15 protein-coding genes are annotated in these 15487 nt (G+C 59.8%); 7 read left to right on the top strand and 8 right to left on the bottom strand.

Translation table 11 applies throughout. The annotated features are described in order from the left end of the window. Positions 1–70: 70 nt before the first annotated feature. Genes HU722_RS10805 through HU722_RS10790 form a run of 4 tightly spaced genes read right to left on the bottom strand, consistent with a single transcriptional unit; the run spans position 71 to position 2662 of the window. Complete coding sequence (locus tag HU722_RS10805) at positions 71–1384, bottom strand: sensor histidine kinase (protein ID WP_065910717.1); 1314 nt, start codon at positions 1382–1384, stop codon at positions 71–73. Continuing rightward, positions 1381–2049, bottom strand: a complete 669-nt coding sequence (locus tag HU722_RS10800) for a response regulator transcription factor (protein WP_065874642.1) — start codon at positions 2047–2049, stop codon at positions 1381–1383. Before HU722_RS10800 ends, HU722_RS10805 begins: the two co-directional genes overlap by 4 nt. After that, positions 2049–2360 (bottom strand): PepSY domain-containing protein, encoded by a 312-nt coding sequence (locus HU722_RS10795; RefSeq protein ID WP_065874641.1) that lies wholly within the window; start codon positions 2358–2360, stop codon positions 2049–2051. The genes HU722_RS10800 and HU722_RS10795 overlap by 1 nt, the downstream gene beginning before the upstream one ends. Further along, positions 2360–2662, bottom strand: coding sequence for a PepSY domain-containing protein (locus HU722_RS10790; protein WP_065874640.1), 303 nt, complete (start codon positions 2660–2662; stop codon positions 2360–2362). The genes HU722_RS10795 and HU722_RS10790 overlap by 1 nt, the downstream gene beginning before the upstream one ends. A 158-nt stretch (positions 2663–2820) precedes the next feature. On the opposite strand from HU722_RS10790, the gene HU722_RS10785 reads away from it, so the two are divergent. The 7 genes from HU722_RS10785 to codA all read left to right on the top strand — a co-directional run bounded on the left by HU722_RS10785 (position 2821) and on the right by codA (position 9423). Next, on the top strand, positions 2821–3900 hold the full coding sequence (locus HU722_RS10785; RefSeq protein ID WP_186754593.1) for a patatin-like phospholipase family protein: 1080 nt from the start codon (positions 2821–2823) through the stop codon (positions 3898–3900). Positions 3901–3975: 75 nt separating this feature from the next. Continuing rightward, positions 3976–4332 carry a 6-carboxytetrahydropterin synthase QueD gene (gene queD / locus HU722_RS10780; RefSeq protein ID WP_019692825.1) on the top strand — a complete coding sequence of 119 codons (357 nt, stop codon included), beginning with the start codon at positions 3976–3978 and terminating at the stop codon, positions 4330–4332. 92 nt (positions 4333–4424) lie between these two features. Further along, complete coding sequence (locus HU722_RS10775; RefSeq protein WP_186754591.1) at positions 4425–4871, top strand: GNAT family N-acetyltransferase; 447 nt, start codon at positions 4425–4427, stop codon at positions 4869–4871. Between the two features lie 3 nt (positions 4872–4874). Further along, positions 4875–5498, top strand: coding sequence for an NUDIX hydrolase (locus HU722_RS10770; RefSeq protein ID WP_065874637.1), 624 nt, complete (start codon positions 4875–4877; stop codon positions 5496–5498). Positions 5499–5689: 191 nt separating this feature from the next. Beyond that, positions 5690–6958, top strand: a complete 1269-nt coding sequence (gene codB, locus HU722_RS10765; protein WP_065874636.1) for a cytosine permease — start codon at positions 5690–5692, stop codon at positions 6956–6958. After that, positions 6955–8160: a PucR family transcriptional regulator gene (locus HU722_RS10760; protein WP_065874635.1), complete on the top strand. Its 1206-nt coding sequence runs from the start codon at positions 6955–6957 to the stop codon at positions 8158–8160. Before codB ends, HU722_RS10760 begins: the two co-directional genes overlap by 4 nt. A 27-nt stretch (positions 8161–8187) precedes the next feature. Further along, positions 8188–9423 carry a cytosine deaminase gene (codA, locus tag HU722_RS10755; protein WP_065880021.1) on the top strand — a complete coding sequence of 412 codons (1236 nt, stop codon included), beginning with the start codon at positions 8188–8190 and terminating at the stop codon, positions 9421–9423. Positions 9424–9432: 9 nt separating this feature from the next. Here codA and HU722_RS10750 read toward each other — a convergent pair whose 3' ends face one another. From HU722_RS10750 to HU722_RS10735, 4 genes are read right to left on the bottom strand one after another with little or no spacing between them, the layout of a single operon-like run. Further along, entirely contained in the window at positions 9433–11583 is a 2151-nt protein-coding gene (locus HU722_RS10750; protein WP_065910721.1) for a lipase family protein, read from the bottom strand. A 14-nt stretch (positions 11584–11597) separates the two neighbouring features. Next, complete coding sequence (locus HU722_RS10745) at positions 11598–12365, bottom strand: hypothetical protein (protein ID WP_186754590.1); 768 nt, start codon at positions 12363–12365, stop codon at positions 11598–11600. Beyond that, complete coding sequence (locus HU722_RS10740) at positions 12358–13194, bottom strand: DUF4123 domain-containing protein (protein ID WP_065889207.1); 837 nt, start codon at positions 13192–13194, stop codon at positions 12358–12360. The genes HU722_RS10745 and HU722_RS10740 overlap by 8 nt, the downstream gene beginning before the upstream one ends. Further along, on the bottom strand, positions 13194–15212 hold the full coding sequence (locus HU722_RS10735; RefSeq protein WP_065880024.1) for a type VI secretion system Vgr family protein: 2019 nt from the start codon (positions 15210–15212) through the stop codon (positions 13194–13196). Before HU722_RS10735 ends, HU722_RS10740 begins: the two co-directional genes overlap by 1 nt. Positions 15213–15487 lie beyond the last annotated feature (275 nt).

Below are 15487 nucleotides of genomic sequence, written 5' to 3'. Positions count from 1 at the left end.
ATATTCAGTGACTGACACACTGCATTCGCGAGCAAGCCCGCTCCCACATTTTGATTGTGGTGTGTCAGCACTAACGCTTGGGCAACTCAATCGTTACTTTCAAACCGCCCAACGCACTTTCCTGCAACTGCAACACCCCGCCCCACACCTCGACGATATCCCGCACGATGCCCAATCCCAGGCCATGCCCATCAATCTGTTCATCCAGTCGTGCACCGCGGCTGAAGACTTGATCGCGCTGGGTTTCGGGGATACCGGGACCGTCGTCTTCCACCGCCAGCACGTAGCTGTGCGCAGTCTCTGTGACGGTCAGGCGCACCTCGGCATCCGCCCATTTGCAGGCGTTATCCAACAGATTGCCCAGCAGCTCCAGCAGGTCTTCACGGTCCCAGGGCAGTTGCAGCCCGGGCGCGGCGTGATAGCTCAGGTCCAGGTGCTCCCCGTGGATCATGTTCAAGGTGGCGAGCAGGCCCGGCAATTCCTTGTCACAGTCGAACAACGCACCCGGCAAGGTTTCACCGGCCAGGCGCGCGCGGTTGAGTTCACGGTTGAGACGTTGCTGCACGTGTTCCAACTGATCACGCAGCAGCTTGCTCAGTTCAGGGTGATCCTTCAGCGCTTCGCTTGACGCCGCGCTCAACAGTACCGCCAGCGGGGTCTTGAGGGCGTGTCCGAGGTTGCCCAAGGCATTGCGCGAACGCTTGAGGCTGTCTTCGGTGTGGGCCAGCAAGTGGTTGATCTGCGCCACCAGCGGCTCCAGCTCCAGTGGCACCTGGGTGTCGAGTTGCGAACGCTGGCCCTGTTGCAGTTGAGCAATCTGGTTACGCGCGGTTTCCAAGGGTCGCAAGGCGCGGCGCACGGTGAGCCGTTGCAGGATCAACACCAGCAGCAGCGCCGCCAGCCCCAGCACCAGCCCGATCTGACGCATCAGGCGAAAGCTTTCCCGCACCGGCGTGTAGTCCTGGGCCACGCTGATGGAAATCGACTGCCCGAAGCGCTTGTAGTCCTCGCGCAACACCAACAGTTGCTGACCTTCCGGCCCCAGTTGCAGGTTGCCCTTGAGGCCGGCCTCGGGCAGTTGCGGCAGGTCCTGGTCCCACAGCGAGCGGGAGCGCCAGTGCGTATCGGCGAAATCAATCCGGAAATAGTGCCCGGAAAACGGCCGTTGATACGCTGGCGATAGGCGCTTTTCATGCAGTTGCAAGCCATCCGGGCCGCGTACCAGCGCCACCAGCAGGCTCTCACTGTCGTTGCGCAGCCCCGCTTCCAGGTAGCGCTGCAAACCCGTTTCGAACAACCACAGACTGGTTTGCGCCAACGCAACGCCGACAATCACCATCACGCTGACCAGGCCCAGGCTCAGGCGCCGCTGGATCGACCTCATTCGGCGCTGGCGCCAAACCGGTAACCCTGGCCGCGCCGGGTTTCGATCACGCTGCGCCCCAACTTGCGGCGTAGGTGGTTGACGTGGACTTCCAGCACATTGGAGTCGCGCTCGGTTTCGCCATCATACAAATGCTCGGCCAGGTGGCTTTTCGACAGGATTTGCTCGGGATGCAGCATGAAGTAGCGCAACAGGCGGAATTCGGCGGCGGTCAGCTGGATCTCTGCGCCATCACGCAACACGCACTGACGCCCTTCATCCAAGTGCAGGCCGGCCGCCTGCAGGGTGGGCTGGTTGGTCTGCCCATGGGAGCGGCGCAGCAGTGCCTGGATGCGCAGGTGCAGTTCCTCGGGATGGAACGGTTTACTCAGGTAATCGTCGGCGCCAGCCTTGAGCCCTTCGATGCGCTCGGCCCAGGAGTCGCGCGCGGTGAGAATCAGTACCGGGATGGCCAGCGCGGCGGCGCGCCATTGCGCGAGTACTTCAAGCCCAGGCAAACCGGGCAGGCCAAGGTCGAGGATGATCAGGTCATAGGGTTCGCTGCGTCCCTGGTACACAGCATCGCGGCCATCAGCCAGCCAATCGACGGCATAGCCCTGGCGCTGCAAGCCGGCCAACAGTTCATCGGCCAGAGGTACGTTGTCTTCCACCAAAAGCAGGCGCATCAGTCTTCCTCGTCTTTGATCAGCGCACCCGTGGATGCATCCAACTTGATCTCACGCACCACGCCTTCGGCGGTGACCAGTTCCACTTCATAGGCATATTTACCGTGCTTTTTCTCAAGCTCGGCCTCCAGCAGGCGCGAACCCGGATGACGCGCCATGGCCTGTTCCAGCAACTGCTCCAGCGGCAGGATCACGCCGTTCTGGCGCAGGACCAAGGCCTCGTCCTGATCAAGATCGCGGGCTGCCAGGCTTGAGCAAAAAACCAGGAGCAGCAACGCCATTCGACTGCCGGCGTATAAATTTACCTTCATTACGTTTCCTGATGATTCTTGAGAACCTGCCCGGTGAGCGCGTCCAATTCAACCTCCCACTCGATGCCGTCGGTATCCTCCAGTTCAACTTGGTAAAGATACTTGCCGTATTCCTCGTCCAGGTCGGTATCCAGCAGTGTTGAACCCGGGTGCAAGGCCAGGGCCGTAGCTTCCAGCTGATCAAAGGCGATAATTGTAACAGTGGCAGGCACTTTCAGTGGTTTGTCGGGGTCCACGGCTTGGGCCTGGATCGCCGTGAAGGCGATGATACCGGCGGCGACCAGCCCTGTAAGGCGCTTCATGGGGAGTCTCCGTTTCAAGATTTTTCCTACGTCGGCCACCGTACCTGTAGCAACTTAATTGAAACTGAATTGCCACCATGGCAATTTCCGACATCCTCCTTCCCCAGTTATTGTGCGAGATTTCCTATACAACCCTGCTCGCTTCCACAGAGACCGGTATGACAGCGATTCACATCAAGTTTTCCGCCCTGACCTTAAAGGCCGGTAAACGCGCCTTTGCGCGCATTCGCGAACAGGGCCTGGCGTCTGCCGACGTTGGCATCCTGCCTGGCGCGGCCGGCGGCCCCAAGGCGCTGGGTATCCAAGGCCTGGACCTGGCGCTGTTTGGCGATTGGTTGCCGCGTGCACCACGGGAACGCGCGCTGATCGGCGCGTCCATCGGCTCCTGGCGGTTTGCCAGTGCGTGCCTGCCGGACCCGGTGCAAGGTCTGCTGGACCTCGGGCGCCTGTATAACGAACAAAGCTTTGCCAAAGGCGTGACCATGGCTGCGGTCAGCCAGAGCTGCCAGCGCATGCTCGACGACCTGCTGGCCGGCCGCGATGCGCAGGTGTTGGAAAACCCCAACTATCGCCTCAACATCATGGTGGTCAAGAGCCACGGACTGCTTGCCGATGATCACCGTGGGCGCCTCGGGCTGGGCCTGTCGTCGGTGATTGCCGATAATTTGCGTGGCCGCGCACGGCTGTCGCGGCACTTCGAACGGCTGATCATCCACGACCCGCGCCAGGCGCCGCCAGTGCATCCGTTGAAGGATTTCCCGTCACGCTTCCTCGCCCTGGAATTGGGCAACCTGCGCCAGGCGCTGCTGGCGTCGGGCTCGATTCCCATGGTGATGCAAGGCGTACGCGACCTGCCCGGCGCGGGCGCCGGCACCTACCGCGACGGCGGCCTGCTCGACTACCACCTCGACCTGCCTTATCAAGGCGATGACATTGTGCTGTACCCGCACTTTACTGACCGGGTCATTCCCGGCTGGTTCGACAAAGGCCTGCCGTGGCGGCGCAGCAATCCACAGGGTTTGCAGGACGTGTTGCTGCTGGCGCCGTCCAAGGACTACCTCGCCCGCCTGCCCCACGGCAAACTGCCGGACCGCAGCGACTTCAAGCGCTTTATGGGCGACGACCCGAGCCGCAACAGATATTGGCAGACCGCGATGAGCGAAAGCCGGCGGTTGGGGGATGAGTTTCTTGAGCTGGCGGATAACGGCAAATTGGGCGAGCACTTACTGGCGCTATGACCAAGCGGTATGCGCGGCAAGGGATCAAGCTGTTAAACTCGCCGCCTGCCAGACACCGACCGAGCTGAAAACACTGTGGAAATCTTCAAGGAATTTACATTCGAATCCGCCCACCGCCTGCCCCACGTACCGGAAGGCCACAAATGCGGGCGCCTGCATGGGCATTCGTTCAAGGTGGCGATCCACCTGAGCGGCGACCTGGATCCCCATACCGGCTGGATTCGCGACTTCTCGGAGATCAAGGCGATTTTCAAGCCGCTCTATGAACGCCTCGACCACAACTACTTGAATGACATCCCTGGCCTGGAAAACCCGACCAGCGAAGTGCTCGCCAAGTGGATCTGGAATGAGCTGAAACCCTTGCTGCCTGAGCTCAGTGCGATTCGCATCCACGAGACCTGCACCAGCGGCTGCATTTATCACGGCGAGTAAGCCTGCGATATGAAAAAACCACCCACGCGGTGGTTTTTTTGTGCCTGCCTCCCTTACAGTCGTGGCTTCCCTGCCACAAGGAGCACGCGGCAATGATGCGCCCCGCCACTGTCCATGATGTTGCAGCCATCGAGGCCATCGTCCAGGCAGCTTACTCGCCGTATATCGCACGGATCGGCCGTAAGCCCGGGCCGATGCTCGAGGATTATCGCCAACGGGTGGAAGCCGGCGACGTGCACGTGCTGGAAAACGCCCGGCAAGTCCAGGGCTTTATTGTCCTGCTGGAGGCCGACTGCGCGCTGTTGCTGGATAACCTGGCCGCCGCCCCTGAGACCCAGGGCCTGGGTTTCGGGCGGTTGCTGTTGGATTTTGCCGAACAGCAGGCGATCGACGCAGGTTTCGCTGTGATCCGCCTGTACACCAATGAAGCCATGACCGAGAACATCGCGCTCTACCATCGCCGCGGCTATGTTGAAACCCATCGCGCCGAGGAACACGGCCTGCGGCGCGTGTACATGACCAAGCCTCTCCAGGAGTAACCCATGGAAAACATCTGGCTGGCCCAAGCCAAACGCTTGCAGGCGCTGGCGTCCACGGGGCTGCACTTTTGCACTGATGATTTCGAGCGCGAGCGCCTGGAAGAAATTGCCGAGATTGCCCACAGCATGCTGGCGCAATTGGGCAATGTCCCGTTGGAACGTATCTGCGGGCTGGTCACAGATTTTGCCCAGCGTTATTCGACGCCAATGATTGACGTGCGCGGTGCGGTTATCGAAGGCGACCGGATTTTGTTGGTGCGGGAGTTGACCGATGGCTGCTGGGCGTTGCCGGGTGGGTATGCGGATATCGGCTTGTCGGCAGCCGAAAACATCGTCAAAGAGATTCGCGAGGAAGCCGGGCTGACGGTAACCGCCAGGGCACTGTACAGCGTGACGCACAAGGCCAAAGGCTTGTATCGACCGGATGTGCGGGATTTCTACAAGCTGTACTTCCTGTGTGAATCGGTGGATCAGTCGGCACCGATGGCCGGGTTCGAAACCACTGACGTGGGCTTTTTCCGCCTCGGTGCACTGCCGCCGCTGTCCCGTGGGCGCACCATCGAAAGTGATCTGGAGGCCGCCTTTGCCTTCCATCGCGGCGAGACGACTCAGACGCTGTTTGACTGATCCACTTTGTATCACTGCTGCACTGCTTTCGTGCCCGACTGGGCACTGCGACCATTCCTTGCTGTGCTTCCCCCCTCTTTCGCTATAAAAACTGTGCACGGTGCACAGCGCCCACCGTGCGTTTGTCACTGCTGCCGATTTGGCACGCACGGTGCAACAGGGCTGCGTCACTCACTCAGGGAGCAAGGCACATGACGCAGCAAGAACCGGGCAACGACTACCCCCTCAGCGAAGTCCCCATGCATGCGCGCAAGGGTCTGGCATCAACCGCCATGGTGCTGCTGGGCTTTACCTTTTTTACCGCGACCATGTTTGCCGGCGGCAAGCTGGGGGTGGCGTTCAGTTTCGTCGACATGCTCGGCGTGGTGGCCCTGGGTAACCTTTTGTTGGGTATGTACGCCGCAGGCCTGGGTTACATCGCCTTCAAGAGCGGGCTGAATTCAGTGTTGATGGGGCGCTTCTGCTTTGGCGAAGTGGGCAGCAAACTCAGCGACTTGATCCTCGGCTTCACTCAAATCGGCTGGTATGCCTGGGGTACTGCCACTGCTGCCGTAGTGCTTGGCAAGTATTTCGAACTGAGCCAGGGCAGTGTGCTTGCGTTGATGGTGTTGTTTGGTCTGGTGTTCTGCGCCACGGCCTACATTGGTTATCGTGGGCTGGAAATTCTGTCCTATATCGCGGTGCCGGCCATGGGCATTCTGCTGTTTCTGTCGATGTGGGTAGCCACAGTGAAAGTCGGTGGACTGGACGGACTGCTGGCAGTGGTACCGACCGCTGAGCTGGACTTGTCCACGGCGATTACCCTGGTGTTCGGCACCTTTGTCAGCGGTGCGACCCAGGCCACCAATTGGACGCGGTTTTCGCGTTCGGCCAAGGTGGCGGTGCTGGCGAGCCTGATCGGTTTCTTTATCGGCAACGGCTTGATGGTGCTGATCGGCGCCTACGGTGCCATCGTCTACCAGCAACCGGACGTAGTCGAAGTGTTGTTGCTGCAAGGCTTTGCCATGGCGGCGATGGCCATGTTGCTACTCAATATCTGGAGTACCCAGGACAACACCATCTACAACTTCGCCGTGGCCGGCTGCAACTTGCTGCGCACCAAACGGCGCAAGACCGTGACCCTGGCCGGTGCGGTGATCGGCACCCTGCTGGCGTTACTCGGCATGTACGACTTGCTGGTGCCCTATTTGATTGTGCTGGGTACGGTGATCCCGCCGATTGGTGGGGTAATCATGGCGGACTTCTTCTATCGCTATCGCGGCCACTATCCACGCCTGGCCGACGCCCGCCTGCCTGCGTTCAACTGGCCAGGACTGGTCGCCTATGCCGTGGGCACGGTGCTGGCGTTCAACTCGCCCTGGGTCGCGCCATTGGTGGGTATCGTCGCCGCGTCGTTGACCTACATCGCGCTCACCGCCGTACTACGGGTGCGAGCGCCGTTGGCTGACGCTCAAGCATGAGCCTGACCCTTGCCGATGTGCTCGCACTGCCAGGCTTGGAGTCCATGCGCCTGCGCGCGGGCGAGGCGGGCCTGGATAACGGCGTGCGCTGGCCTTATGTGGCGGAAAACAGCGGGATCGCCGAATGGGTGCTGGGCGGCGAACTGGTATTCGTCACCGGGATCAATCACCCGCGCGACGAAGCCAACCTGCTGCAATTGCTGGAGGAAGCCTGCGAGCGTCAAGTGGCTGGGTTGGTGGTTCTGACCGGGCCGTCCTATATCCAGGCGATCCCCCAGCGCTTACTCGACGCTGCCGAAGCCGCCGGCATGCCGCTGGTCGAACAGCCCTACTCGCTGAAAATGGTATTGGTGACCCAAGCTATCGGTTCGGCGCTGATCCAGTCCGAGCAGTTGGGGCGCTCGCGGCATGACGTACTGGAACGCTTGCTGACCGGCGACTACCAATCCCTGGATCTCTTGTTGCACCGGGCCACGCAGTTGGGCATGCCGCTGGCCGGGCATTGGCAGGTGGTGCAACTGCAACTGGAAGGCAGTGAATCGCTGTTTGCCCAGGGTGATGCGGCTTCTGTGGAGGCGCAACTGGCCCGACAACACGACGCCATCAGCCGCCGTTTACGTCAGTTCTCGGCCGGGTTGCCGGTGCAGGGTCGAGCCGGCCAATGGACGTTGCTGCTGCCGGCACAGGACGCTGCCGCAGCATTGGCCAACCGCCAGCAATTGGCCAACTGGCTCAACCCACTGAATCTGCGCCTGTCGCCGCTTAAATTGTTTATTGGCCTCAGCGCCGCCGCTCACCCACCCGCACGCCTGGCCCAGGCGCAGGAGGAAGCACGCCAGGCACTCGCGGCTGCGCGGCGTTTCAGCGAACGCGCCGGGCTATGCGTGTACGACGAACTGGGCGTGCTCAAGCTGCTCAGCGGCGTGCGTGATCGCGCCCTGCTCGACCAATTCCTGAATGAACGCCTCGGCCCCTTGCTGCGCCACGACCGGCACCATGGCCCCAGCCTCATGCCCACGCTGGAAGCCTGGTTTCACGAGAATGGTAACCTTGTGGCCGCCGCCCAGCGCCTGGCCGTGCACCGCAACACCCTGACGCACCGCGTCCAGCGCATCGAAGCCCTGTGCGGGCTGACGCTGGATAATGCTTATGATCGCCTGGACATCGGCATTGCGCTGATGATCTGGCGGCTGTCTGCCTGACTGTTTTTAGCCAAGAGGAACTTGCCCATGCACATCATCAACGCCCGCCTGCGCAACCGTGAAGGCCTGCATGATCTGCACCTGGAACATGGCCGGATCGCCAGCATCACCCCACAATCGGGCGCACCGAGTGCGGCGGCCGACGCCCTGGACGCCGCCGGCAACCTGGTGATTCCACCCTTTGTCGAACCGCATATCCATCTCGACGCCACCCTGACCGCCGGCGAGCCGCGCTGGAACATGAGCGGCACCCTGTTCGAAGGCATCGAATGCTGGGGCGAACGCAAAGCCACCATCACCCAGGAAGACACCAAGGCCCGCGCCAAAAAGACTATCCAGACCCTCGCCGCCCACGGTATCCAGCATGTGCGCACCCACGTCGACGTCACCGACCCGGACCTCACAGCACTCAAGGCCATGCTGCAAGTGCGTGAAGAAAGCACGCACCTGATCGACCTGCAGATCGTCGCGTTCCCCCAGGAAGGCATCGAGTCGTACCGCAACGGCCGCGAGCTGATGGAAGAAGCCATTCGCCTGGGCGCCGACGTGATCGGTGGTATCCCGCACTTTGAATACACCCGCGACCAAGGCGTGAGTTCGGTGAAGTTCCTGATGGACCTGGCTGAACGGACCGGCTGCCTGGTGGACGTGCACTGCGACGAAACCGATGACCCGCACTCGCGCTTTCTCGAAGTGCTGGCCGAAGAAGCCCGCAGCCGCGACATGGGCGCCCGCGTCACCGCCAGTCACACCACGGCCATGGGCTCCTACGACAATGCCTATTGCGCCAAACTCTTTCGCTTGCTCGGGCACTCAGGTATCAGTTTCGTCTCCTGCCCCACCGAGAGCATTCACCTGCAAGGCCGCTTCGACACCTTCCCGAAACGCCGCGGCGTCACCCGGGTCAACGAACTGCTGGAAGCCGGCATGAACGTGTGCTTCGGCCAGGACTCCATCGTCGACCCCTGGTACCCCCTGGGCAACGGCAACATCCTGCGGGTGCTCGAAGCCGGTTTGCACATCTGCCACATGCTCGGCTACCGCAACCTGCAAAGCGCCCTCGACCTGGTCACCGACAACAGCGCCAAGGCCATGGCCCTGGGTGACCGCTACGGCCTGGAGCCTGGACGGCCAGCCAACCTGTTGATCCTGTCGGCGGACAGCGACTACGAGGTCATCCGCAGCCAGGGCTTGCCGCTGTACTCGATCCGCAATGGCAACGTGTTGATGAAGCGTCAGCCAGCGCAGGTGGAGTTTATGTAAACGTCTCGGTCATACGATCGAGTCGATATCCAGCGTTTGCGCCCTCCCCCATTCGGTTTGCGTGGCGGGAGGGATACTGGCGACCTGGGCCGGTTCACGGTTTTCACGGTGGCTGAACCAGCGCTTGAGGCTGGGTTGCAAATGAGCGCCGTGGGCGTGACTGCCGTAGACATCACGGGCGTCCAGACGGCGCCAGCGCAGGGTGGCAAGGCGCTCGCGGCTGGTGTGCAAGCGATCGATCTCGGCGTTCAAGGCTTCGTTGTGTTCATAGCCACGGTCGTTGGCAGGTCTTAGCCGGGCCAGTTCCCTGCGTTTGTTTCGCAACTGCTGGCGCATGCCCTCCAGTGCATGATCAAGTAATTCAAACTCTCTTGGCGTGACCAATGGGCCGTCGCTTTCCTGGGTTTGTTGCCAGCGACGCAACGTCGCCCAGGCAGCCGGGATGTAGCTGGCGGTCATGAAGTGCTGGTTGGCCTGGAACAGCTGTTTTAGCAGGTTTTCGCGGTCGGGCATGTCGCCGTGGACTTGCAACGCTCGGTTGCAACCCGCTTCTTGAATGGATTCACAACCGGGCTTCCAAAGCACCGAAGAACGCGTGCCATCCGCGAGCATGATCGGCATGAAGTGTTGTTGTTCGCCATGGTGCTGATAAGGGTTCCCACCGAAACGAACCAGACCGGCGGCGAACAGCAGGCCGCCCGGTGCAGGGGCACTGAACAGGGTGACGGCACCAGGGACCCAGAGTTTGGCGGTGGTGTTCATCCATGGCGCCGGGACGCTGGGAACTGGGTCGTTGTGGTTGACGATGCGGTGGTGGACCAAGGTGGAGGCGCCTGCTGTGAATTCGGCATCAGCGGCGCGGGGGGCGCCGTAGGTATAGAGGAGGATGTTGTAGTTGGCATCCGGTGCTCGGCGTAGGCCTTCTGCCAAAAGCAAAGCGATTGCGCCGCCCAGGCTGTGGCCGCAGATGATTATTCGTTGGTCGGTGTGGAATTGGTCTAGGTAGCGCAGCACGAAATTACGCATTGCCCGGTAGGCCTCATAAAAACCTTCGTGAGCCTTGCCGACACCCTCGAGAAAATCCACCTGATGGGCGTTGGCATCTCGCAACCCGTCTGCAGCGCTCGCGGTACCACGCACGGCAATCAGGATTACGTCATCGTGATGGGTGATAAAAGCCTGGGTATCCGTCCCAAACTTTTCATCATCGAAAAAGTGCAAATTGGCTGGGTGCTCCTGCTCATCCTCCAGCTCCGGTTGGTTTTGTGGGTATAACTCAGGATCGAAAGGTAGAATCTCAAAACGCCGGGAGTAAGGGACCTCTTCGTAAAGGGGGTAGAAACGGTCCACTTGCTCTGCATCAAATCGCCAAGCCTCGTGGTAACCCGATAGCTCTTCGGCAAATAGATGGCCGACGCTTGGGTTGAGGGGGAATTGAACCTGGTCGTGAGGCTTTTTAGGTGGCTCCTGGCCGAAATGGCAATAACTCAAGGTGGCCATCAGTGCCAGCTGATAAAGGTTCAAGGCACAGAAACTGTCTGCCGTTGAAAGCATCGGGCGTAAGGCCCGCAGTGGTCGAACCTCCATAGCGGTGTGGTTGTTGGGAAACAACACGATTCCTGCCAAGATCGACTGAGGGGGCCCGAATCCCAAGTCACCCATCATTTTCAATGCATGCTGCTGGGGTTGATAAGTCCGTCGCATAATCGGTGGCAAGTGGGCGACATGACGGACTAAATCACGCACTTCAACTTGATAAAACCGGTTGGCCTTTTGCTGAGCAGGATTACTGTCGGGCCGCCGGCCATCAGAAGCAGCAAACCGAGTCTGCTCCGCCCGAATTTGAAGCTCGGTGATAGGTAGCTTGTAGGTGGAACGCAACATCAGCCAATGATAGGGCTGCTCTGTACCTGAATACAGGTCATCAAAAACAAGCACCACAGGCCCACAATAAATATCTTGCAACTTGGCAAACCCTTCTCCATCTAACCTGCCTTTGTACTGCTGCCCTGCACTATCGTGGACAGTGTAAGGCAGGCCACCGTATGCCGTTCCCACGCCCAGTTCATCGACGAGGCAAAAGCTCACCCAATGCCCACGCACTGAACAGGCCGGCTTTCTATCACTGAAAAAAGATTGCTTCCATGCATCCAGCGTCATGAACTTGCTCCTTGTTATTTACACGATGGATAGACATCACAAACACGACCATCCGGCATTTTTATAGGCTTAAAGTCGGTGGTATTGCCGTCACAAAAGCCGTAAAGGTCCTCAAAGTTTTTACCTTTACAACGCCTCCAGCCTCCTGGTACGACTACCCAGTTATCCCCAACAGCTGGCTCTTCCTCATCAGTGACCGTCAGCACCATCCTGAGCGTTTTCCCTGCTAACTGATCACGTTGAGCAACACCACCGGCCAGAGAATTCTGCAACTCTCCCCTTTCATTCATCGAGCGACATCGCAGAAGCTTCCTGATCGCATGAAACGGCCCCACCGTCCTGAACCGCCACTGACATTGCCCGATTAGCTCCTGTACACCCGACTCAGGCATACCAGGTTGATCATTCCAGCCATCTCGAATGGCAATACCTGCACGATCCCCACCTACGTCCGTATCACGCTTACCCCACTTCGCATAAAACTCAAACTCCAGACTTCGCAGCACCGAAGGGCAACCCTCGATTTTTTCACTCAGCGGTAGTTCATAGCTCACCCGACTTGGCAAAGATTTGTAATCAGTAAAGAACACTTTCCGTTCCGAACCCTTGCCTCGACGTCGCGGCAAAGTGCAGGTCTCACCAGTCGCGGGCAGATAATTCGCAGCCGTTTTGAGTTCAAATTCCGCTGGTAAATCCACCTCCAACGTAACGCTATCAACCGGCTCTCCCGCACAACCCATTAGACCCAGCGCGACCAACACTCCAACACTTCGCCTACCCATCCTTTTCCCCCATCAATTCCCACTGCTCCACCATCCGTTGAAAATGATCCTGCGGTGTTTCTCCCACTTTCGGTTGCCACCGGATAAAGCTGTTCCTTGTGGCCTCCTCCAACCTGCGTACCACCAAAAACTCCAACTGCTCCGGCCCCTGCCATTGCCAGGCCCGCGCCTGTTCCAGCACCTGTGTCAGCCAGATTCTCGGGTCCTGGAATTCCACCAGTGCGACCAAGTCTTCGCTGTGTTCGGTCAACAGGTAACGCAGGATATTGGCGTGCAGGATGGCTTCGGCGTTTGGGTTGGGCGTGTTCAGCCAAGGGACCGGGTCAGGCAGCGAATGCTCACCGGGGGCTGGGTTGTCAGCCGTGCGCCAGCGGTCTTCGTGCCAGTAGCACACGCTGATCAACGGGCCGAGGAATACCGGCCAGTGCTCCAGGCACAGATAGGCCAATGCACGCGCCAGAGTGCGGTTGTCGTGAAAACGGTAGAGCGATTGCTCGCCTTCCTGCCCCACCAGCAAACGGTCGCGCCAGTGTTGAGCCACGCCTGTCAGGTCCTCGCATGGCAAAGCGCCCAGCCAGCCCCAGTTCGTTTCGGGCTGTTGCAAGAGGTTGAGCAGCGCGGGCTCGCTCATCTGTTTCAACAGAAGGATCACCGGGCCCTCCACCGCCAGTTCCGCCAGCACGGTCTGGCCATAGAGGCTGCGATACTCTGACAAACTGCGCGCCGCCAGCAGCGGCTGTCGCGCGTTACTGTGCCCCTCAAGGATCAAACACAGCTGTCGCCCAGCCTGCTGCTGTTGAGCCATCCATTGGCCTGGCAAGTTCTGCATCAGGCAGCCCTCCCCGGCAGCTCACACTGGCCTTCACGACAGCGCTCGCACACCGGGCAGTAATCCGCCCCCAGGTGCCTGGACAGGTTCATGATGCTGCTTTGTACCTTGGAGACCCGTGGCACATCGGACACCGTAAAGGTGTTCTCCAGTAGGCCCCCTGACGGTGAGCCCCCCTGGGTGATAGGGCGACTGCTGAAGATGCCGCCCGCCTGGATGACCAGATGCTCTCCTCCCGCTCGGAGGCTCAGTTGCGCACCGGCATCGATCACCAGGCTGGCACCGGACTTGAGGTGAAGCTGCTGCCCCGCCTCAATGACCAAGTTCTGAGTCACGTGGGTCCGGCTATCGCCTTGCACATCAAGGTAATCGCTCGCCTTGAGCACGACTTTGCGATCGCCGGTGACATGACGATGCTCTTCACTTTCAACGTGAGTCGTGCTTAAACCATGGATAACTTCTCGCCGTTCCCCCGCGACCTCCAACCGACTGTCATGACCGACCCGTTGCTCCAGGTCGCGCTGCGCACGCAGGTAAACAAGCTCTTCGCCACGACGGTCTTCCAGGTACATTTCGTTGGAGCCCTCGCCGCCAAGGGAACTGCGGCTGCGCAAAACACTGCGGGTCTTGTGCTGGGGCAAAGGATAGGCCGGCCGATGCAGCGCGTTCGGCAGGCAACCGTTGATCAGCGGCCGGTCCGGGTCCCCTTCCAGGAAGGTCACCAGCACTTCCATGCCCACGCGCGGGATCATCGTTGCGCCGAACCCGTCTCCGGCCCACCCGGACGCAACCCGAACCCAACAACTGCTTTTGTCGTCCGCCTTGTCCAGGCGGTCCCAGTGAAAGCGCACCTTCACCCGGCCATAGGCGTCGCAATGCACGTCCTCACCGTCTGGCCCCGTCACGGTTGCGGTCTGGCTGCCATTGATGGTCGGTTTGGGGTGCTTGAGGGGCGGCCGATGCACAGCTTGCCAGGGTGTCGCGATAAAGCGATTGCGATACCCCCGGAACACGTCAGCCGCAGGTGTAGCCTCCTCCAGCACCTGCGGTTGATAACCCTCGTGACGCACCGAAGTGATCAGCCAAAGGTCGTTGCAGGAGGGGTCGGGATGATCACGCAGTTCAAGGAAATGCCCACTGCGCAGTGCGGGTTGATCACTCTTGCCCAATGCCCGATGCCGGTCGCGTTGGTGACGCTCCAGCCCTCGACGCGCCAATTGCCTGCCGCGGGCATGGCCGGCAAAACCTGCGGGGTACCGATAGTCCTCAAGCGGGAGTATCGAAGCAGAACCAGCGCTGTCCTGCAGGTGCAACGAGGGATGTTCAAAGTCGTGATCCCGGCGCACCGTCTTTTGGCTACGGATGGCCAAGCGCAGGTCGAAACGCTGGATCACTTTTGTATCGGCTTGCAGCCCGCCGTCAGGGCAGTAGCGCTGCACGGGCAAGCGGCGAAACACGGTCTGGTCATCACCAAAGACCAACAGGTGAGCGTCCGCGCTGTGACGAAAATGGTAGTGAATACCCTCCTCTTCACACAGCCGCTGGATGAAGTGCAAGTCACTTTCCGCGTACTGCACACAGAACGTGCGCGGCGGATAAACCACAGGGCCTAGCTCGAATGCATAGGCGTCCGCCAGGATGCCATGCTGTTCCAGGACCGCCGCGATGATCTGCGGCACGCTGCGCTGCTGGAAAATCCGCTGGTCATGCCGGTGTGCAAGGTAAGCCAGGCGGGGCGCCAGGGTCAGGTGATAACGAGTAATGCGCCGGCCCGGGTCATCCCGGCCCACGGCGTAAACCTGACCATGCAGGCCTTCGTTGATTTCGCCGAAGTCCAGGTAGGCGGGTTGGTGAAGCAACGCCTGTAGATCAAGGGAAGGGTTTTCACTGACCACCTGCACGTGGATAAAGAACGGTTGATCAAGGACCTCACTGCCTTTGAATGCCAGTACTTGTAAGTCGATATTTATGCGTGGAAGAATCAGATTGAAACGTGACGAAACAAACGCGTTAACCATCCGTTGTTACCCGCCGTTAATGAATGAGCGCCCTGAGATACTTCCTCTCGCTAAACATGGAATAAGTTGCTGAGAAAAAGTCCTTGAACGCCTCGAAGCTTAGCGATTCCAGGCAAAAATCGGCCGTTTTAAAATAAAAAAGAAGTTTCGTACGACGAAGTTGGAAGTGTCTTTTACAAAATAAGAAAATGAGTCAATGAGCCACTTCCTAACAATAAGAAATGCCCTACGCAAACTTTCGCTGGAATGACTAACTGATAGAGAAACAGCTGACA

This window comes from Pseudomonas tritici (genome assembly GCF_014268275.3).
GTDB classification, from domain to species: domain Bacteria; phylum Pseudomonadota; class Gammaproteobacteria; order Pseudomonadales; family Pseudomonadaceae; genus Aquipseudomonas; species Aquipseudomonas tritici.
Note: the sequence above shows the minus strand (reverse complement) of the source record. Positions and strands in the feature narration are given on the sequence as shown.

Excerpts from the sequence above, each read along its gene's own strand:
- codB (WP_065874636.1), top strand. The coding sequence starts at position 5,690 with ATGACGCAGCAAGAACCGGGCAACGACTACCCCCTCAGCGAAGTCCCC.
- HU722_RS10805 (WP_065910717.1), bottom strand. The coding sequence starts at position 1,384 with ATGAGGTCGATCCAGCGGCGCCTGAGCCTGGGCCTGGTCAGCGTGATG.
- codA (WP_065880021.1), top strand. The coding sequence starts at position 8,188 with ATGCACATCATCAACGCCCGCCTGCGCAACCGTGAAGGCCTGCATGAT.
- HU722_RS10770 (WP_065874637.1), top strand. The coding sequence starts at position 4,875 with ATGGAAAACATCTGGCTGGCCCAAGCCAAACGCTTGCAGGCGCTGGCG.
- HU722_RS10735 (WP_065880024.1), bottom strand. The coding sequence starts at position 15,212 with ATGGTTAACGCGTTTGTTTCGTCACGTTTCAATCTGATTCTTCCACGC.
- HU722_RS10795 (WP_065874641.1), bottom strand. The coding sequence starts at position 2,360 with ATGAAGGTAAATTTATACGCCGGCAGTCGAATGGCGTTGCTGCTCCTG.
- HU722_RS10745 (WP_186754590.1), bottom strand. The coding sequence starts at position 12,365 with ATGGGTAGGCGAAGTGTTGGAGTGTTGGTCGCGCTGGGTCTAATGGGT.
- HU722_RS10785 (WP_186754593.1), top strand. The coding sequence starts at position 2,821 with ATGACAGCGATTCACATCAAGTTTTCCGCCCTGACCTTAAAGGCCGGT.
- HU722_RS10740 (WP_065889207.1), bottom strand. The coding sequence starts at position 13,194 with ATGCAGAACTTGCCAGGCCAATGGATGGCTCAACAGCAGCAGGCTGGG.
- HU722_RS10775 (WP_186754591.1), top strand. The coding sequence starts at position 4,425 with ATGATGCGCCCCGCCACTGTCCATGATGTTGCAGCCATCGAGGCCATC.
- HU722_RS10760 (WP_065874635.1), top strand. The coding sequence starts at position 6,955 with ATGAGCCTGACCCTTGCCGATGTGCTCGCACTGCCAGGCTTGGAGTCC.
- HU722_RS10800 (WP_065874642.1), bottom strand. The coding sequence starts at position 2,049 with ATGCGCCTGCTTTTGGTGGAAGACAACGTACCTCTGGCCGATGAACTG.
- HU722_RS10750 (WP_065910721.1), bottom strand. The coding sequence starts at position 11,583 with ATGACGCTGGATGCATGGAAGCAATCTTTTTTCAGTGATAGAAAGCCG.
- HU722_RS10790 (WP_065874640.1), bottom strand. The coding sequence starts at position 2,662 with ATGAAGCGCCTTACAGGGCTGGTCGCCGCCGGTATCATCGCCTTCACG.